The sequence below is a fragment of the Pseudomonas sp. AC255 genome (assembly GCF_979258175.1).
The window spans coordinates 2,990,365-3,010,218 of sequence record NZ_OZ409841.1 but is presented as its reverse complement, the minus strand read 5'-3'; the positions used below and the strand labels follow the sequence as shown (position 1 = coordinate 3,010,218).

The window sequence follows — 19,854 nt, the reverse complement described above, 5'->3', positions numbered from 1 at the left end:
ACGGCAGCAGTCAAAACACCGCAGGCTGCGCTGCGGTGTTTTTCGGTTTATCCATGACTCGACAGCGCCAGGCGAAGGGATTGATGCCCTCGCTGCGGGTGAACATGTGGCAGAAGTGCGCCTGATCGCAGAAGCCGCATTCGAGGCTGATTTGCGTCAGGCTCAAGTCGGTGTGCTGGATCAGCAACTTGGCTCGAGCCAGACGCTGGGCGCGGATCCAGTCCTGTGGCGACAGGCCGGTGCTGCACTTGAATGCGCGGGAGAAATGACTGCGTGACAGTGCACATGCCCGGGCCAGTTCAGCCACTTCGAGGCTTTCGCCCAAGCGATCCAGGATCAACTGTTTGATCTGGCGTTCGCGCTGCGGACTGAGTCCGCCAGTCGTGTTTTTACGCGGTTCGCTGGCAGGGGCGAGGGCGACGGATTGCTGTAGATAAGCCATGGCCAAGGTCCGTGTCGGTGGGGAAGGCACGGTCGGCGCATTCCCTCAGGTCAAAAAAGCAACGCTGCGCAGAGGGCTTCATTGTTGGGCGATGCCTTGAGACTGACGAGTTAATCGTTGTTAATTTCCTCGCTCAGGCTGGAACTCAGCACATCCTTGCAAGTCAGCGCCCGGCGCTTTGCGCGACGATGTCGACAAAGCACGGCCGCCGTTGGCCAGGTTCAAAGGGGAATGCAATGAAAAGCTTGGTGAAAGCGGCAACGACGCTGGCGGTCGTGCTGGCAATGTCCGGCGCCATGGCGCAGGCACCGCAGGTTGGCACTCAGGCGCCGGGTTATTTCCGGCTGGCTGTCGGCGATTACGAAGTCACCGCGTTGTTCGACGGTTACAACGATTTGTCGCCGAAGTTGTTGCAGGGCATGAGCCAGAGTCAGATTCGCGCGCTGCTTGCGCGCCGTTCGATTGAAACCCCTGGCGTGCAGACGGCGTTCAATGCCTTTCTGGTCAACACTGGCAAACAACTGATTTTGGTCGACACGGGCGCAGGGCAGTGCATCGGCGCCACCGCAGGCCAACTCTCGGCCAACATGCAGGCCGCCGGTTACAAGCCTGAACAGGTCGACACGATTCTGCTGACGCACCTGCACCTCGATCACGTCTGCGGTCTGGTCGACGCCGAAAAGAAACCGGTGTTCGCCAACGCCACCGTGTTTGCAGCCAAAGCCGAGGCCGACTACTGGCTCGATCCGGCAGCGCTGGCCAAGGCCCCGGCGGGCGCAAAAGAGTTTTTCAAGATAGCCCGGGACTCTACGGCGCCCTATGTTGCCGCCGGTCGCTTCAAGACGTTTGCCGCCGGGCAGTCGCCACTGCCGGGACTGGTCGAAGCAACCCTGGAAGCCGGCCACACGCCGGGCAGCACCACATATCGCTTCAATTCGCAGCAGCAGAGCATCGTGTTCATGGGCGATCTGGTGCATAACCTGGCGGTGCAGTTTTTGCACCCGGAAGTGTCGATCGGTTTCGACGTCAACAGTCAGCAAGCGATCAGCAGTCGTCAGGCAGTGTTCAGTGCTGCGGCAGCGAGCAAGACCTGGGTGACGGCAGCGCATCTGCCGTTCCCGGGCATCGGCCACATCACCGCCGAGGGCAAACATTTCCAATGGGTGCCGGTGGAGTACGGCCCCTACAAACGCGCGGCGAAAGTGCCATTGATCGAGTAAAGTGCCCAACGCCTGTGGCAAAAAGCGTCTGACACCGATAAGGAAACCACACCCATGAACCGTAACGATCTGCGCCGCGTCGACATGAACCTGCTGGTGATTTTCGAAGCGCTGATGTTCGAAAAGAATCTGACCCGTGTGGCGGAAAAACTGTTCATGGGCCAGCCGGCGGTCAGTGCGGCGCTGGGGCGCTTGCGTGATCTGTTCGACGATCCGTTGCTGCTGCGCAACGGTCGCGGCATGGAGCCGACAGCGCGGGCGCTGGCGATCCTCAAGGAATTGCAACCGGCAATGGACGTGATTTCCGGCGCAGTCAGCCGCGCCAAGGAGTTCGAACCGGCCAGCAGTTGCGACGTATTTCGCGTCGGTCTGTCGGACGACGCCGAGTTCGGTCTGTTTCCACCGCTGTTGCGCCAGCTTCAGCAGGAGGCGCCGGGGATCGTCGTGGTGGTGCGCCGCGCCAACTATCTGTTGATGCCGGCGCTGTTGGCTTCGGGGAAATCTCCGTGGGTGTCAGCTACACCACGGATCTGCCGGCCAACGCCAAGCGCAAGAAGCTGCGTGATATTCCCTGCAAAGTGCTGCGCGGCGACGACCGTCCGGGGCCGTTGACCCTGGACGAATATTGCGAACGTCCGCATGCAATGGTGTCGTTCTCCGGTGATCTGAGCGGCAATATCGATCTGGATCTGGCCAAGATCGGCCGTTGCCGCCGAGTCGTTCTCGGCGTACCGCAGTTCAGCGGCTTGCGCGCCTTGCTCGCCGGTACCGAGATGATCGCGACGGTGCCGGACTACGCCGCCTGTGCCTTGGTTGAAGGCTGCGCCCTGCGTGCCGAAGATCCGCCATTCCCGATCGATGCCGCGCAATTGTCCATGGCGTGGAGCGGGGTGCATGACAACGACCCGGCGGAGAAGTGGCTGCGCTCGCGCATCAGCCAGTTCATGGCGGCGCCGCTGGATATTCCGGCGCTTTAAGCGCCCTCGATTACACAAGCAGTTCTCCTGTGGCAGCGAGCCTGCTCGCGAAAGCGGTATGTCAGTTGGTGTGGATGTGACTGGCCTGACGCCTTCGCGAGCAGGCTCGCTCCCACATTGTTTTGTGGCAGTCTGCAAATTGAGTGCACGCCGCCAATCCCTGTGGGAGCGAGCTTGCTCGCGAAAGCGGTGTGTCAGTTAGTGTGGATGTGACTGACCTGACGCCTTCGCGAGCAAGCTCGCTCCCACAGAGAAATTCGGGGCTGACCGGGCTTTGTGATTCGGCACATAGACTTGTGGGAGCTGGCTTGCCAGCGATTGCGGTGGGTCCGTCAAAGAAGGTGGTGGATGTGCCGACCAATCGCTGGCAAGCCAGCTCCCACAGGGATACGGGGTGGAATGAACATTGTTGGTCACCACAAAAACCTGTGTGAGCGAGCCTGCTCGCGAAAGCGGTGTGTCAGTCAATGTGGATGTGGCTGACCTGACGCCTTCGCGAGCAGGCTCGCTCCCACATTGTTTTGTGGCTGGCGGCAGAACATCAAAGACCTGAAAAGCAACTAAGCACACCCATCCAATTTCTCCCGCGCCGGCCTTGGCATGATTCCCGTCAATGACATTCAAAGGGTCGGGTCATGATTGCTACGAGGGATGAACAGGCGCGCGACATCGGGTTGCTGTTTCTGCGGGTCAGCGGCGGGTTGTTTCTGTTGTGGGTGCACGGCTTGCCGAAGTTGCTGGACTTCACCGCGCAGCTGCAACTGATCGAAGACCCGTTCCACCTCGGCGCCCACCTGACCCTGATCCTGGCGATCTTCGCCGAAGTCCTCTGCCCGTTGCTGATCGTCGCCGGTGTGCTGGCGCGATTGGCTTGTTTGCCTATTCTCTTTGTACTGCTCGTGGCGCTGCTGGTCGTGCATCCGCAATGGAGTGTGGCTGAAGGGCAGTTTGGCTGGTTGCTGTTGATTCTTTTCACCACCGTATTGATTGCCGGGCCGGGACGGCTGGCGATTCCTGTTCGTTTGCCCGGAGTGCTGCGTTATGCCTGAAGTCCTCAATTCACAAGCACCGGGGGCCGATGAGACCGTCACGTTGATCATCAAACACTCGGTCAAAACCGGTTTCGAATCGGCGTATGAAGCATGGCTGCGCAATATCGTGCGCGTCGCCGGGCAGCGCGAAGGGCATTTGGGTGTCGACGTGGTGCGCGGCAAGCGCGGGCGTCTGGATTTCTACACTTGCGTATTGCGCTTTAGCTCCACCGAAGCGATGCAGGGCTGGCTGGAATCCTCCGAGCGTCAGGCGCTGGTGGCTGAAGCCGCACCGATGCTGGCTGACGGTGATCAGACCGAAGTCGCGCCGGTCAATGAGTTCTGGTTCACACCGCTGGCCGAGGCCGGCTCGCCGCCGCCGCGCTGGAAGCAGGCTGTCGTCACACTGTTGGTGATTCTGCCGCACACCCTGCTGGTGCCGCTGATCTGGGGCCCGCTGCTGGCGCTGCATCCGCTTCTGTCCAACTACGTGGTCGCCACGTTCCTGATTACCCTGACCATCGTCCTCTCGGTGGTCTACGTGGTGATGCCGCCGGTCACCCGTCTGTTCACCCCGTGGCTGGAAGCCAGTCAGGCCCATGAACACCTCGATTCCCAAGAAACTTCGCCGCGTTGAGCGGGGTTTGCTTCTTTTCACTTTCGCTTGAGGAACTGCGATGAGCGCCGATCTGATTTTATTCAATGGCCAATTTCATACCGTAGACCGGGAAAAACCACTGGCCAGTGCGGTGGCGATCAAGGATGGCCGCTTCGTCGCCGTCGGTAACGATGCCGAGGCCATGGCCCTCAAGGGCAGCGCCACACAAGTGGTCGACATGAAGGGCCGCTGCGTCATCCCTGGCCTCAACGACTCGCACTTGCACCTGATTCGCGGCGGTCTGAACTACAACCTCGAACTGCGCTGGGAAGGCGTGCCATCGCTCGCCGACGCGCTGCGCATGCTCAAGGATCAGGCCGATCGCACGCCCACCCCGCAGTGGGTGCGTGTGGTCGGTGGCTGGAACGAGTTCCAGTTCGCCGAAAAACGCATGCCGACCCTGGAAGAAATCAACCAGGCCGCGCCGGATACTCCGGTGTTCATCCTGCACCTCTACGACCGTGCGCTGCTCAACCGCGCTGCCCTGCGCGTGGCCGGCTACACCCGCGACACGCCAAACCCGCCGGGTGGCGAAATCGTCCGCGACAGCAACGGCAACCCGACCGGCATGCTGGTCGCGCGGCCGAACGCGATGATCCTCTACTCGACACTGGCCAAGGGACCGAAGCTGCCGCTGGAATATCAGGTCAACTCGACCCGCCAGTTCATGCGCGAGCTCAATCGCCTGGGCCTGACCAGTGCAATCGACGCCGGTGGTGGTTTCCAGAATTACCCGGACGATTACCAAGTGATCGAGCAACTGGCCAAAGACGACCAGTTGACCGTACGCATCGCTTACAACCTGTTCACCCAGAAGCCGAAAGAAGAGCTGACCGATTTCCAGAACTGGACCGGCAGCGTCAAGTTGCATCAGGGCGACGACTACCTGCGCCACAACGGTGCCGGCGAAATGCTGGTGTTCTCCGCCGCCGACTTCGAGGATTTCCTCGAGCCGCGTCCAGACCTGCCGCAGACCATGGAACAGGAACTCGAGCCGGTGGTACGCCACCTCGTTGAGCAGCGCTGGCCGTTCCGTCTGCACGCCACGTACAACGAATCGATCAGCCGTATGCTCGATGTGTTCGAGAAGGTCAATCGCGACATTCCGTTCAACGGTCTGCCGTGGTTCTTCGACCACGCTGAAACCATCACCCCGCAGAACATCGAGCGTGTGAAAGCGCTGGGCGGCGGTATCGCGATTCAGGATCGCATGGCGTTCCAGGGCGAATACTTTGTCGATCGCTACGGCAAACAAGCCGCCGAAGCCACGCCACCGATCAAGCGCATGCTCGCCGAGGGCGTACCGGTTGGCGCTGGCACCGACGCCACCCGAGTGTCCAGTTACAACCCTTGGACTTCGCTGTACTGGATGGTCAGCGGCCGTACCGTTGGCGGTCTGGCGCTTTACGAAGAAGGTTTGCCACGCAGCACTGCACTGGAGCTGTTCACCCATGGCAGCGCCTGGTTCTCCTCGGAGCAGGGCAAGAAGGGCCAGATCCGCGTCGGCCAACTGGCAGACCTCGCGGCACTGAGCGCGGACTTCTTCAGCGTTGAGGAAGAAGCGATCAAGTGGATCGAGTCGGTGATGACCGTGGTCGGCGGCAAGATCGTCTACGCCGCCGGCGACTTCGAAGACCTCGGCCCGCGTTCGATTCCGGTGCTGCCGGACTGGTCGCCGGTAGTCAAAGTCCCGGGCCACTGGCGCCCGAACTCGCCACTGCAGGCGCAGGTTCACCAGTGCAGCGGGCCGTGCGCCGTGCACACCCACAGCCATGAAAAAGCGCGGATGTCGAATGCGCCGGTCAGCGATTTCGCCGGTTTCTGGGGCGCGTTCGGCTGTTCCTGCTTCGCGTTCTGAGTTTGAAAAAAGCGCCGGTCATCAGGGCCGGCGCTTCCCGCAACAACCATCCATCCAGGAGTTTTGCCATGAGCGTTCCTTACAAGCGTCTGAACAAAGATGATGCCGTCGTCCTGCTGGTCGATCACCAGACCGGTCTGATCTCGCTGGTGCAGGATTTCTCGCCGAACGAGTTCAAGAACAACGTGCTGGCACTGGGCGACATCGCCAAGTTCTTCAAGCTGCCGACCATTCTGACCACCAGCTTCGACGCAGGTCCAAACGGCCCGATCGTGCCGGAACTGCTCGAGCAATTCCCTGACGCGCCGTTCATTCAGCGTCCAGGCCAGATCAACGCCTGGGACAACGAAGACTTCGTCAAAGCGATCAAGGCCACCGGCCGCAAGCAACTGATCATCGCCGGTGTAGTGACCGACGTTTGCGTAGCTTTCCCGACCCTGTCGGCGATTGCTGAAGGCTTCGAAGTGTTCGTGGTCACCGACTCGTCGGGTACTTTCAACACCACCGTGCAACAAGCGGCGTGGGCGCGGATGTCGGCCGCCGGTGCACACCTGATGAACTGGTTCGCTGTGGCTTGCGAGCTGCAAGGCGACTGGCGCAACGACATGGAAGGCCTGGCGCATCTGCTGTCCGAGCGTCTGCCTAACTATCGCAACCTGATCAACAGCTACACCAAGTTCACTGCCAAGTAATCTGGTCGAAAGTCAAAAGCCCCTCACCCTAGCCCTCTCCCGGAGGGAGAGGGGACTGACCGCGTTGTTTGCAAGAGTTGCATCGACCTGCAATACCGAGCCGAGCTCCGCTCTTGAAACGCATGGAGATCGGCTCCCTTTCCCCCTCGCCCCCTTAGGGGGTGAGGGCTGGGCGGGCGGCGTTCCGATGAGGGGTGAGCTTTTGATCTTCAAAGTTTCAGATCAGCGTTTTTGCAACCACCCCAAAAACCACCTTTTTTCACCGCCACCGGTTTGGCCATCAACGCGAGGCGACTGTTCTGCTGACGCACCGCCTGCAACTTGTTCAAGGCCCGGCCGACTTCGCTGCGCTTGTCCATGCACTCACGGGTCAACTGTTTGTCGAGACGATAGATGATGCTCGACGTCAGCGCCGTGAACGTCGCCTGCGACGGTGTATCGGCAAGAATGCTCTGTTCGCCCATGACTTCGCTCGGCCCCATGCGCCCGGCCTCGGTCTGGCCATTGCCGTCCGGCACCGTCGCGCTGACCACGCCCGTGGCGATCACGAACAGACTGTCCGGCACCTCGTCCAGATCCAGCACCACCTGACCGGCCGTGTACTGCTGCGCGACCATCGATTCAGCGAGGCGATCGCGCTCTTCACTGCTCAGCGAGCGGAAAATCTTCACCTCATCCAGCAACGCACGGGCGCGGCTCGACGGTTCGATCACGCCGTCGGGATGGCGCGAAATACCTGCGGCTTCGAGATGGCGATGGGCGAGGTCGAACAGTTGATTGCGCACTTCGCTCTTCTTGCCCAGCTCAGCGATGAAACCGCTGGCAACGTATTCCGACATGGTTTCGCCGGCTTCTTTGAGTACGGCTTTCGGCGCCGGGCTGAGCAACAGCGAACTGCTGCCCTGCAGAGTGCGATCAAGGGCATCCAATACCCGACGCGGACGAATGTGGTTCGGCACTTTGATACTGATCGAGACACCGTGCATGTTGCTCGGCCGGCTGAGATTGACGATTTTCGCCTTGGCCGCCACCGAGTTCGGTACTACGGCCATGGTGCCGGCGCTGGTCAGCAGGTGCGTGGCGCGCCAGTCGATATCGAAGACCTTGCCTTCGACGCCGTCGATCATCACCAGATCGTCCACCTGATACGGCTTGGTGGTGTTGAGGACGATGCCGGAAAACACGTCGGCGAGGGTGCTTTGCAGCGCCAGACCGACCACGATGGCGACCACCCCGGAGGTGGCGAGCAGACCTTTGACCGGCAGTTCCAGCACGTAACCGGCCGCCGCGACAATCGCGACCAGAAACACCAGCGCACCGATGACATCCTGCAGCAAGCGACCGCTGTGACCGATGCGGCGCATCAGCGCCAGGCCGATCACTTCGGTCAGCACCCGTGCTGCGTACAACCACCAGAGAATCCCCAGCGCCGTCGCCCCCAGTTGTGCCACGCGATCATCAGCGAAAAGCGGCGCCTGCAACGGGCTGACACCGGCGTTGATCACCAGCGCGCTGAATGCCAGAAACAGTGCCAGACGCACACCGACTCGCGGCGCGCGATGGCTGAAGGGCGAGAAATGCCAGAGCGCGGCGTCGAGCAGCAACAGGACGGCGCTCCAGGACAGCAGGTGGGCGTAGAAAACAGTCATGACCGGTACTCCGCGACGCTAGTGAGAAAAAGATCGCAGCCTGCGGCAGCTCCTACAGGAAATGGTATTCCAGGGTAGGAGCTGCCGCAGGCTGCGATCTTTCGCTTTTATGGATTCAGATGAGTCTTCAGTTCAGCCGCCGCCTGACGCACCGCCGCTTTGACTTCCGGAATCTGGCTCAGCGGATTGAGCAGGCCGAAGTCATGAATCATGCCGTTGTAGCGCACCGAAGTCACCGGCACGCCGGCTGCATCCAGATGCCGCGCATAGCCTTCGCCTTCGTCACGCAGCACGTCGAACTCGGCGGTCTGCACCAGCGCAGCGGGCAGGCCCTTGAGCTGTTCGGCGCTGGCTTTGAGCGGCGAGGCATGGATCTGCGCACGCTCGGCCGGGTTGGTTGTGTAGTTGTCCCAGAACCACTGCATCATGCCCTTGGTAAGGAAGTGTCCCTCGGCAAATTGCTGGTAAGAACCGTCGTCGAATTGCGCATTGGTCACCGGCCACATCAACAGCTGGAAGCGCAGGGCAGGGGCTTTCTGCTCCTTGGCCATCAACGCCACGACCGCCGCCATGTTGCCGCCGACGCTGTTGCCGGCCACCGCCAGACGTTTGCCATCGACACCGATGTCCTTGCCGTGCTCGGCCACCCATTTCGTCGCGGCGTAAGCCTGATTGATCGCGGTCGGGTACTGCGCTTCCGGCGATGGCGTGTAATCGACATACACCGCAACAGCGCCAGAGCCGACCACCAGATCACGGATCAGGCGCTGGTGCGTCGGGAAGTCACCCAGCACCCAGCCGCCACCGTGGAAGAACATGAACACCGGCAACTCGCCTTTGACCTTGGCCGGGCGCACCACTTTCAGGTTGATGGTCTGGCCGTCGACCTTGATCGCCTTGTCGCTGACTTCCACGCCGGACAGATCAACCTTTACCGAAGCTTGGGCACCAGTCAGCACTGCACGGGCGTCCTTCGGGCTCAGTTGCTCCAGCGGACGACCTCCGCCAGCGGCGAGGGCATCAAGGAACGCTTGGGTGTTGTGTTCGACGCCGGGGCTGCCTGCGGCAAATGCGCTGCTGACGGACAGGGCGAGGAGGGACGCGGCTAGGGTTTTCTTGACGATGTTCATGGTGGAAATCCTTTTAATGATTTTGATTTTTTTGCCTGAGTTGTGGGCTGCTGTGGCACTGGGTTTGCGGTCTCAGCAACACCGTGAGCACAGATTAATGGGCTGCTGAAAAGCGAAAAAGCGGCTATAAAGCGTTTAACTGTCCACCAGAGAGTGACAATGAACCCGTTCGAAGACATGCGTATTTTTTGCCAGGTCATGGACTCCGGCAGCTTCACCGCTGCGGCCGATCAGTTGGGACTGTCCAAGCAGTTCGTCAGCCGCCGTTTGATGCAACTGGAAGAGCGCCTCGGTGTGCGCTTGTTGAATCGCTCGACCCGCCGCCTCGACGTCACCCCGCTGGGGCAGAGCTATTACGAATCGGCGTTGCGCTTGTTGGGTGAGGTAGAGCAGGTCGAGCAGGGCATCGCCGGCGAAACCGCCGAGCCGCGCGGCACGATTCGCCTCAGCGCGCCGTTGTCGTTTGCCGTGGCGCATCTGGGTTGTCTGCTACCGCTGTTCCTGCAGCGTTATCGCGAAGTCACCGTTGAGGTGGATCTGAGCGATCGCCCGGTGGACCTGCTCGGCGAGGGCTACGACCTGGCCCTGCGCATCGGCGTACTGGAAGACTCGACACTGATCGCCCGGCGTATCGCCAGCATCGAACGGGTCTACTGCGCCAGCCCGGCCTACCTCGCCGAACGCGGCACACCGCTAAAGCCTGAAGACCTGCACAGCCACGACTGCCTGCCTTACGGCCACGGGCGCTCGGTGCAATGGCGCTTCAACGAAGCGCCGGGCAAACCGCTGCTGATCAACGTCGCCGGCCGCATGCGCGTCAACAACGGCGAACTGCTGCGAGACGCAGCGGTGCAGGGGATGGGCATTACCTATCTGCCGACCTTCATCGTCGGTGCGGCACTGAAGGACGGGCGGCTGGTACCGGTGCTGGATGATTTACGCCCGGAGCCGCTGACCCTGTCGGCAGTTTATCCGCAGCATCGCCAGGCTTCGCGGCCGGTGCAGGCGCTGGTGGAGTTTTTGCGTGAGCGGCTTAACCAGAGTCATGTGAATCTTTGATCCCTATGCCGACCAAGTTGCAGGAGCGAGCCTGCTCGCGATGGCGATCATTCAGACGCTGAGGTGCTGACTGAACCAACGCTTTCGCGAGCAGGCTCGCTCCCACAGTAAATTGTCGGTGCTTCTAAAGTCGCTCAGTTGGCGCGCTTGTCATCGCCCGGTTCGCCGCCGACATGCACGCCATGGTCATCCCCGGGTTCGGCGTGGGTGCCGCTGCGGCCGGAAGAGGAAGACGCACTGTTGCCCGAATGGCTCGATCCATGGTCGCTGCCGCTGTGGCCACTGTTGCCGCCATTACCGCTGCCGCTGTTGCCACCGCTGCCGTGGCCGCCGCCACCGCTTCCTCCGCCACTGCCATTACCGCCACTTCCTCCACCATTGCCACCGTGACCACCACCTCCGCCTCCGCCGCTCCCACCACTACCGCCGCCGCTTCCCCCATCCTTGGCATGTGCAGTGGACACCCCGGGCAAACTGTCCGTAATCAGTACGGTAGACGCTGACAGAACGGCGCCGATGGCCATTGCCAGCACGAGTTTTTTGATCTGCATATCGTTCTCCGTCTTTATGGTTTTGTTTGGGAACGTACAGTGCGTTGCTGCCAGGATCCGACCCGTTCCCGTGGTCAGTGAATACTGGAGGCCAACTCGAAAATCGGGATGTACATCAGGATCACGATGACGCCAATCAGCAGGCCGATGAACGTCATCAGCAATGGCTCGAACAGTTTCACGAACCATTCCAGCCAGCGGCTGATTTCCTCGTCGTAAAAGTCGGCGCTGCGCTCCATCATCTGACCGAGGTTGCCGGACTGCTCGCCTGCACGCAGCAGGCGCAGCGATACCGGCGTCACCAAATGATTGAGCTCCAGCGCGGCCGACAAGGACTGGCCCTCGCGGACCCGTTCGCAGGCTTGATCCAGGCGCGTGCGCGAGGGCACGGTGAGCAAGCCGCGGACCATGCCCATTGCCGTCACCAGGGGAATCCCGCCCTGCAGCAGGATCCCCAGCGAGCGATAGAACCGCGCCAGCTCATACATGAAAATCCGTTGATGCACCGCCGGCAGTTTCTCCACCAGTCGATCCAGCCCACGGCGAAACGCCGGTTGTTTTTGCGCGACGGCGAGGGCAATGACCAGCGCCCCCAGAGCAACGAAGAACTGCGCCTGGTGCGCATGCAGAAACATGCCGCTGCTCATCAATACCTGCGACAGCCACGGCAGGTTATTGCCCAGCCCTTCAAATACCAGACTGAAACGTGGCACCACGTAGCCCATCAGGAACAACACAACACCACCGCCAACCACCAGCAAGAGCATCGGATAGATCGAAGCGCTGATGATCTTCTGCCGCACCTCGTCCATGCGCTGGCGATAACTGACGTAACGCCCCAACGCATCGCCGACCGCGCCGGTCTTCTCGCTGGACTGCACCAGCGCCACGTACAACGGCGGAAAAACCGCCGACAACTGGGCCAGCGCCTGTGAGAAGGATTTGCCTTCGTAAAGCAGGCGCACCAGTTCACTGAGGGTTTTGCGCGCGGCGGGGGCGCTTTCCTTTTCGGCGAGGCTTTCCAGCGCATCGATCAGTGGCAGGCCTGCGTTGAGCAGGGTGGTCAGTTCCTGGCTGAACAGCACCAGGTTGAAGGTTTCGCGCTGACGCAGTTTCAGCGCATGCCAGTGCTTGGCGGCGTGCACACTGAGCACCCGCAAACCCTGGTCCTCGGCAATCCGCCGCGCCTCGCTGTCCCCCGGCGCTTCGACGCGCATCGACACCACGCCGGCCTTGCCGACCGCTTTGAGATGAAATTGCATGGGCCGCGCTCCGCTCATTGCCAGTTGGTGACTTCAGCGTTCTCGCCTTCGCCGCCGGGCTGGCCGTCCTTGCCCATCGACAGCAAGTCGTACTCGCTGTTTTCGCCGGGATAGCGGTAGGCGTAGTTACGGCCCCATGGATCCTGCGGCAGTTTCTTTTGCAGGTATGGGCCGGTCCATTTCGCCTCGTCACTGGGTGCCAGTACCAGCGCCTGCAAGCCTTGTTCGGTCGACGGGTAATGGCCGACTTCCAGGCGGTACAAATCCAGCGCTTTGCTCAAACCTTCGATTTGCGCCTTGGCCACCTTGACCTCGGAGCGACCGAGCTGAGCGAAGTATTTCGGCGCGACGATGCCGGCCAGCAGGCCGAGCACCACCAGCACCACGAGCAGTTCAAGCAGGGTGAAACCGCGTTGGCCACGCGGACGAAAGGGCAGCTTCATGATGATCTCCCATAGATGGCAATCGAGTCGCCACAAGGGCCTATGCAATTGCCATGCTCAGCCCCGCAGGAAATCATCAGTCGCGCTGGAGCCCTTGTCATTCGGGCCTTTCAGGAAGCGGCACAGTGCTTGCGTAGGGCTCGATCGTGATCGGCCACTGGGGCATTTCCCCCACTTTATCGGCGGCTGGTCCGGGGAGGCCCGACATGAAATTTCTCGCCAGTGGATTGCTCGGATGTGTGCTGCTCAGCGGCGCCGCGCAAGCCGATGTCTTCATCTCCGTGGAAGCCAATGGCAGCTACGTACTGTCCAACGTGCACCGGCCCGGACGCACTTACGAACGAGTCATTCACGAGGCGGACGCCGCAGTGGCCAGCCTCGATCAGCAGCCACAAATGATCGCCAATCAGCCTTACGCAGAGCTGGTTTCCGCAGCGGCCAAAGTCAACCAATTGCCAGAAGCGCTGTTGCACGCGGTGATCAACGCCGAGTCGCGTTACGACCCCGGCGCCACTTCAGCCAAAGGCGCGGGTGGGCTGATGCAATTGATGCCCGACACCGCGCGGGAGCTGGGCGTGACCGACGTCTATGACCCCAAGGCCAACATCCAGGGTGGGGCCAGATACCTCAAGCGTCTGATGACCCTGTTCAACAACGACATCACCCTCGCCGTGGCGGCTTACAACGCCGGGCCGGATGCGGTGCTCAGCCGTGGTCGGGTGATTCCACCGTTCGCCGAAACCCAGCGCTATGTGCCGAATGTGCTGCGCCAGTACCGGCGTCTGCAGGGTTTGGCGATGGATGCGCCGTTGTGACCCCTTCACCCGATTCCCCACTTTCGGGGCCAACCGGGCAGGCCCGAAAAGTGGGGCAAGCGGGTGGGGAATATCCCCGGATTCTCAGGTCGTCGCGTTAACTGGTTGATATACGTAAGTATTTTTTGTGGCACGCGGCTTGCTCCGGGACATTTGTCCAGAAGTGTTCCCAAGAGCACCCAACACGAGGTTACCGATCATGGCTGGCTTTCCTCTCGCTCCATCCCTGATTAACGGGTTGTTGATAATGGCCTCGCTGCTCAGCGTCGAACTGGCCGGCGCGGCGGTACGTTGCGAGCGCAACCTGGTGGCCAACGTCGTGGCGTTCGATCAGCCGCTGATGTTCAACCGCCTCGGTGCGCAAAACGCCAACGGCATGATGTTCGCCCTGCGCCGCGACGTGGTCGATGAGCACGACGTGTCGCTGGCGTACGGTGGCGTGGCGGTGCCGGGCAAGGTTGCGCTGCGGCCTGACAAGCGTCCACGGCCCTTGGTATTGCGGGTGGCGGCAGGGGACTGCCTGACGATCAATCTGCAGAACCTGCTCGACTATCAGGCCAACCCGAACAAGCATGTCGAAGGGGCGGAAGGTGAGGAAAATCCCAATGCGCTTGGCGCGTTCAAGGTCGATGAGCAAGTGGCTGACCGCCACATCGGTTTCCAGGTCAACGGCCTGCAAGCGGTCAACAGTATCGACGATATTTCATCGTTTACCGGGCGTAACCCCAACACCTTGATAGTGCCGGGAGCCAGCCGTTCCTACACTCTGTTTGCCGAGCGCGAAGGCGCGTTTGCCGTGAGCAGTCGAGGTGCCACGTTTGGTGGCGAGGGCGCGGCGGGCAACGTCGCCAACGGGCTGTTCGGCCAAGTGGTGGTGCTGCCCAAGGGCGGCCGCAGCTACCGCAATACGCTGACCGAAGAAGAAATGCGCCTGGCCACCAGCGGGCGCACACCGGCCGGGCAGCCGATCGTCGACTACCAGGCGCGCTATCCGCAACGCGAACCGTGGCTGCGCGAAGGCAAGGCCGGCACGCCGATCATCAACATGGTCGACGGCAGCGAAATCATCTCCAGTGAAAGTGACGCGATCGTGATGGGCAGCAACGCCGACGGCAGCTTCCCGCCCAGCACTTATCCGCTGGAGTCGGTGGGCAAACGCAACCCGGCGATCCCGAATCGACTGGAGCCGTTCCGCGATTTCGCTTCGCAATTTCAGGATGAAACCGCTGCCACCCAGGCATTCCCCGCCTATTGGGCCGACCCGGTGATGGCCCATGTGCTGGAACCGACCCGCGATTCGTTCATGATCAATTACGGCTCCGGCGGCATGGGCGCCGAAGTCGTCGCCAATCGCCTGGGTGTAGGGCCGATGCATGATTGCCTGTCCTGTGCCTATGAGGAATTTTTTCTCAGCTCGCACACCGTTGGCGACGTAGCCATGCTGGTCGATGTGCCGGCCAACGCCGGGCTGGAAAACATCGCTCCCGGGCAGACCCCGAACGCCGATCAGATTGGCGTGAAAGCGACCATGGCGCTGTTCCCGTCCGAGCCGTCGAACGTCAATCACAGCTACATCGGTGACTTCGTCAAATTTCGCAATACCCACAACGGTCACGAGCAGCACATCTTCCACTTGCACGGCCATCAATGGCTGTTCAACCCCAACGACGACAACTCCGATTACGTTGACGCCCAAGGCATCGGTCCCGGTGCCGGTTACACCTATGAGATCGCCAATGGCGGTTCGGGCAACCGCAATCGGGTGGCGGGCGATGCGATCTATCACTGCCACTTCTATCCGCACTTTGCCCAGGGCATGTGGGCCATGTGGCGGGTGCATGATGTGTTCGAAGAGGGCACCCGGCTCGACGTTTCGCAGCAAGGCGCCGATGGCTATCACAGCGAACCGTTTGCACTGCGCAGCGGCAAACCGGCAGCAGGCGCACGGGCCTTGCCGGACGGCGAGATCGTCGCCGGCACACCGATTCCGGCGATCGTGCCGCTGCCGGGCAAAGCCATGGCGCCGATGCCGGGCAAAGTCGTGGTCGTGCCGAAAATCGGTGAAACCCTGGTCGCCGGCCATGATGACGAGGATGACGAAGAAGAGGGCGATGATGACGGCGAGCACCATGGCGGCGACGCTGGTGGTCAAGCCATCGGCTCCCTGGCGCTGGTCGATCGCAGCGAAGCCAACCGCAACGCCGATGGCAGCCTGAAAAACCCTGGCTATCCGTTCTGGATCGGCGGTATGGAAAGTTCGGTCGGCCAACGTCCGCCAACCCCGCCGCTGGACATGCTCGACGCCGCCACCGCGCAAGCGCTCAAGGCCAGCGGCAAGGCGCTGTGGGCCAACCTTGACCCGGCCCAGTCCGGTGGCTGGGACGGCGGTTTGCAGCGCCACGCCCTTGATGGCGTATCGGCTGGCGGTGAGGCGCACACAGTGACCACGTCGCTGGATTTTTCCAAGGAAGTGGTGCGGGCCAAACCGATCTACATGCCGGAGGAGGGCACCGAGGTCGAACAGGCCGCGATGGCCTTCCATGCGAAAAAGGATCACCCGAGCTATGCCTTGCTGCCCGGTAATCAAGTGGTAGCCAAGGCTTTCCGTACCAACGGCGCCTTGCCGATGGCCGGCGCGCCCTACTACGAACCGTGCATGGACGACCGGCAGAAGCGCCTGACCAATAGCGCCGGCAGCGGTGAATTCAACAGCGGCGAGCGCATCGATGGCCTGTCGTTTGTCGGTGCCTCGACGTTCACCGCCGACCGGCCACGGATCTACAAGGCCGCCAATATTCAGTTCGATGCGGTGTACAACAAAGTTGGTTATCACTTCCCGCAGGCGCGCATTCTCGCGCTATGGGAAGACGCCTGGCCGGTGATCACCAAACAGCGTCCGCCAGAGCCGCTGGTGATGCGCATGAACACCTTTGACTGCGTGCAGTACCAGCAAACCAACCTGGTCCCGGCCACCTACGAGATGGACGATTACCAAGTGCGCACACCGACCGACGTGATCGGTCAGCACATTCACTTGCCGAAGTGGGACCTGACTTCCGCCGACGGTTCGTCCAACGGCTGGAATTATGAGGACGGTGTGCTTTCCCCGGGCGCTGTGCAGGAACGCATTCACGCCATCCGTGCATTCAACCAGTGCGAGGGCAGTGACCCGCGCGACGGTACTCAAGCCTGCCCGAAAGCCAAGGCACACCCGTTCTTCGGTCAGTACGGACGGGCTGACTGGGTTGGCGCGCGCACGGCGATGCAGCGTTGGTTCGTCGACCCGGTGGTGAACATCAAAGGTGTTGATCGCGGCCTCGGCACGATCTTCACCCACGACCACCTCGGCCCATCGACGCACCAGCAGATCGGGCTGTACGCCACGGTGCTGGCGGAGCCGGCCGGTTCGACCTGGCTGCACGCCGAGACCGGCGAGCCGTTGTACAGCGGCGCGCGTCAGGACGGCGGGCCGACGTCGTGGCAAGCGGTGATCAACACCGGTGACCTCGATGGCGACGGCAAGAACGACAGCTTCCGCGAGTTCTTCCTTGAATACAGCGACTTCCAGCACGCCTATGAAGCCGGCGTCTACGTCGGTGCCGGACCCAATGGCGTGCCCAATGCGCAAGCCTTCCCGGCCACCGCCGACAGCTTCCGCTACGCGATCAATCCGCCGGTGCGCAACAACGCCAGCACTCTGCTTGAAGGCGTGGTGGAAGTGCAGGGCGGTCAGGTGCCGGGCTGTCCGAGCCGGCCGTGTCCGCAGGCGATTTCGGTGGATGACCCGGGCATGTTCGTCGTCAATTACCGCAACGAGCCTCTGGCCCTGCGCGTGTACGATCCGAACAAGGTCGGCCCGGATGGCAAGCGCGGCATGCAGGCCGACGGCCTCGGCGGTGATCTGTCGTTCGCCATGCAAAGCCGCACCGACCGGGCGATCCCGGCGATGAACCTGGCGCCGAATCTGCTCACCTCGGCCACCGGGCCTACCGGCGGCACCACGCTGTTCCCGCCGCACATCAACAAGGGCGGTGCCGAACCGGGCGACCCGTTCACACCGATGCTGCGCACCTACACCGGCGACAACGTCCGGCTGCGGGTGCATGCCGGGGGCCATGAGGAGGAACACAACGTGACCCTGCATGGCGTGAAATGGCTGCAGAGCGGTTCCGGTTTCGGCAACAGTTCCAACTCCGGCTGGCGCGCCTCGCAGATGATCGGCATCTCCGAACAGATGGGCTTCATTGCGCCGGTGTCGATGCTCTCCAGCTCGGCAGCGACCACGGGCGATTATCTGTACTCGATGGACGCTTCGATCGAGGGTTACTGGAGCGGTATCTGGGGCGTGATGCGCAACTACACCGCCAAACGCGCAGACCTGTTCGCCATCCCTAACAATCCAAGCCCGGCGGGCATGCGCAATACCGTTGCATTTGAGGGCAGTTGCCCGCGCTATGGCGCCAACCCTAACGGCATTGGCACGCGGCCCACTGTGCAGCGCAACTATGAAGTGGTCGCCGCGCTGGCCAACGACATTCTCGGCAATGCCCTGGGCCTGACAATCGGCGATTCCGCAGGACTCGGCCAGCATGTCGGCGGGCCGCTGAATCCGGCCGGTGGCACCCTGGTGCTGAACTCGCGCACGGTGAGCATTCCCCAAGTCACGGTGACCGATCCGGAGGACGGCGAAACCATCACCATCGGCGGGCAGAGCGGGCCGCTGCATGACCCGACGGCCATTCTGTATGTACGCAAAGCGGATCTGGATCCGGTGAGCGGCAAGCTCAAACCCGGCATCCCGGTCGAACCGCTGGTGCTGCGCGCGGCGGCTGGGGATTGCATCAACATCACCCTGGAAAACCGTTTGCCGAGCGTGATGCCTGACCTGACCCAGACTGCGGTGATGCAAGGCATGGTCAAGCGTGATCGCAACAGTGGTCTGGGCTCGACCACCTTCAGCAACAACCTGATGCGGCCGTCCAGCCACGTCGGCCTGCACGCGCAATTGCTGGCCTACGACATCACCAAATCCGACGGTGCCAACGTCGGCGCCAACCCGATCCAGACCGTGCCACCGCGTGTCGGCAACAGCGGCGCGTACCCGACCCGTACCTATCAGTACTACGCCGGTCATCTGGAGCGTGAAGGCAAACCGGTGACGCAGTTGGGCCGCAGTGTCGACAACATCAATGCCACGGCGGTGGAGTTCGGCGGCTTGAACATCACCCCGGCGGACGTGATCAAGCAGCCGCAAAAAGGTCTTGGCGCAGCGATGAGCATCCTGCCGATCGGCGCGACCTGGGTGGACGATGTACGCAAGGTCAACGCCACCGTCACAGCGCCGGGGCAAGCCATTTATCGTGATTTCGCGATGGTCTGGCACAAGGCGTTGAACACCCGTTGGGCCAATGGCCGGCCGGTGGAAGGGATTGCTGCCGAGGGCTTCGGCGTGCCGACCGATCCGCAGGACAACTCGAGCATGGCGATCAACTACAAGACCGAACCGCTGTGGTATCGCTTCGGCCTCGCGCCTGACGCACCGTTCGGGCATGCCGGCGGCGCCGGTTACGGCGATATGGCCAACGCGCACATGGCTTACAGCAATGCGCTGGTCGGCGGCGATCCACAAACGCCGGTGCTCTACGCGAAACCGGGGCAACCGTTGCGCACGCACATTTTGATGCCCAGCGGCGGCAGTCGTGGCAGCACCTTCCAGCTCGACGGACATGTCTGGTCGGTCAACCCGTTCCAGGCCGAGAAGAGCGATACCGGCGGTTATCCGATGGGCTCGCCGGGCGTCGGTTCGGTGCGCTTTGGCTACAACCCGATGTCGATGTACATCGGCGCCCACGAAAGCATCCTCCCGGCGGCGCACTTCAGCTTCATGATCCCCAGCGCCGGCGGCAGCAACGCGATACCGGGCGATTACCTGTTCCGCGACTACGGCGCCTACGGCAACACCTCGGGATTGTGGGGGTTGCTGCGTGTCACCAACGAAGCGGAACCGGCACCGCAGGGGCAGTAAGCTCATACGCAAGGCCTGTAAATGCAAAACCTTGTGGGAGCG

The 19,854-nt window shown here is 61.8% G+C and carries 12 protein-coding genes and 3 pseudogenes; 9 read left to right on the top strand and 6 right to left on the bottom strand.

The window, feature by feature from the left end; translation table 11 throughout:
* Positions 1–10: 10 nt before the first annotated feature.
* On the bottom strand, positions 11–442 hold the full coding sequence (locus ACZZ0K_RS13700; protein ID WP_041478577.1) for a helix-turn-helix domain-containing protein: 432 nt from the start codon (positions 440–442) through the stop codon (positions 11–13).
* Positions 443–678: 236 nt separating this feature from the next.
* On the opposite strand from ACZZ0K_RS13700, the gene ACZZ0K_RS13695 reads away from it, so the two are divergent.
* From ACZZ0K_RS13695 to ycaC, 6 genes and pseudogenes are all read left to right on the top strand, one after another.
* Positions 679–1,662: an MBL fold metallo-hydrolase gene (locus ACZZ0K_RS13695; RefSeq protein WP_056784490.1), complete on the top strand. Its 984-nt coding sequence runs from the start codon at positions 679–681 to the stop codon at positions 1,660–1,662.
* Between the two features lie 54 nt (positions 1,663–1,716).
* Positions 1,717–2,639, top strand: a pseudogene (locus ACZZ0K_RS13690) (LysR family transcriptional regulator).
* A 635-nt stretch (positions 2,640–3,274) separates the two neighbouring features.
* Positions 3,275–3,688 carry a DoxX family protein gene (locus tag ACZZ0K_RS13685; RefSeq protein ID WP_024012430.1) on the top strand — a complete coding sequence of 138 codons (414 nt, stop codon included), beginning with the start codon at positions 3,275–3,277 and terminating at the stop codon, positions 3,686–3,688.
* Positions 3,681–4,307 (top strand): antibiotic biosynthesis monooxygenase, encoded by a 627-nt coding sequence (locus tag ACZZ0K_RS13680; protein ID WP_110646470.1) that lies wholly within the window; start codon positions 3,681–3,683, stop codon positions 4,305–4,307. Before ACZZ0K_RS13685 ends, ACZZ0K_RS13680 begins: the two co-directional genes overlap by 8 nt.
* 40 nt (positions 4,308–4,347) lie before the next feature.
* The gene (locus ACZZ0K_RS13675; RefSeq protein ID WP_042609477.1) at positions 4,348–6,186 is read left to right on the top strand and encodes an amidohydrolase; all 1,839 of its coding nucleotides are present in this window, start codon (positions 4,348–4,350) and stop codon (positions 6,184–6,186) included.
* 68 nt (positions 6,187–6,254) lie between these two features.
* Complete coding sequence (gene ycaC, locus ACZZ0K_RS13670) at positions 6,255–6,878, top strand: isochorismate family cysteine hydrolase YcaC (RefSeq protein WP_016774080.1); 624 nt, start codon at positions 6,255–6,257, stop codon at positions 6,876–6,878.
* Between the two features lie 222 nt (positions 6,879–7,100).
* Here ycaC and ACZZ0K_RS13665 read toward each other — a convergent pair.
* Positions 7,101–8,527: pseudogene (locus ACZZ0K_RS13665) on the bottom strand (mechanosensitive ion channel domain-containing protein).
* Between the two features lie 107 nt (positions 8,528–8,634).
* A complete protein-coding gene (locus tag ACZZ0K_RS13660) occupies positions 8,635–9,657 on the bottom strand; it encodes an alpha/beta hydrolase (RefSeq protein WP_258707901.1) in 1,023 nt (340 codons plus the stop codon).
* Positions 9,658–9,816: 159 nt separating this feature from the next.
* On the opposite strand from ACZZ0K_RS13660, the gene ACZZ0K_RS13655 reads away from it, so the two are divergent.
* Positions 9,817–10,716: a LysR family transcriptional regulator gene (locus tag ACZZ0K_RS13655; RefSeq protein WP_041478583.1), complete on the top strand. Its 900-nt coding sequence runs from the start codon at positions 9,817–9,819 to the stop codon at positions 10,714–10,716.
* A gap of 149 nt (positions 10,717–10,865) precedes the next feature.
* On the opposite strand, the pseudogene ACZZ0K_RS13650 reads toward ACZZ0K_RS13655, so the two are convergent.
* The 3 genes and pseudogenes from ACZZ0K_RS13650 to gspG form a co-directional block, all read right to left on the bottom strand.
* Positions 10,866–11,267: pseudogene (locus tag ACZZ0K_RS13650) on the bottom strand (hypothetical protein); the annotation flags it as partial.
* 74 nt (positions 11,268–11,341) lie between these two features.
* Positions 11,342–12,529, bottom strand: a complete 1,188-nt coding sequence (locus ACZZ0K_RS13645; protein ID WP_252885717.1) for a type II secretion system F family protein — start codon at positions 12,527–12,529, stop codon at positions 11,342–11,344.
* Positions 12,530–12,543: 14 nt separating this feature from the next.
* On the bottom strand, positions 12,544–12,972 hold the full coding sequence (gene gspG / locus ACZZ0K_RS13640) for a type II secretion system major pseudopilin GspG (protein ID WP_150741531.1): 429 nt from the start codon (positions 12,970–12,972) through the stop codon (positions 12,544–12,546).
* A 206-nt stretch (positions 12,973–13,178) separates the two neighbouring features.
* Here gspG and ACZZ0K_RS13635 point away from each other — a divergent pair, with 206 nt between their 5' ends.
* Both ACZZ0K_RS13635 and mnxG read left to right on the top strand, forming a co-directional pair.
* Entirely contained in the window at positions 13,179–13,787 is a 609-nt protein-coding gene (locus ACZZ0K_RS13635; RefSeq protein ID WP_258707902.1) for a lytic transglycosylase domain-containing protein, read from the top strand.
* A 199-nt stretch (positions 13,788–13,986) separates the two neighbouring features.
* Entirely contained in the window at positions 13,987–19,812 is a 5,826-nt protein-coding gene (gene mnxG, locus ACZZ0K_RS13630) for a manganese-oxidizing multicopper oxidase MnxG (protein WP_309475378.1), read from the top strand.
* The last annotated feature ends 42 nt before the right edge of the window (positions 19,813–19,854 follow it).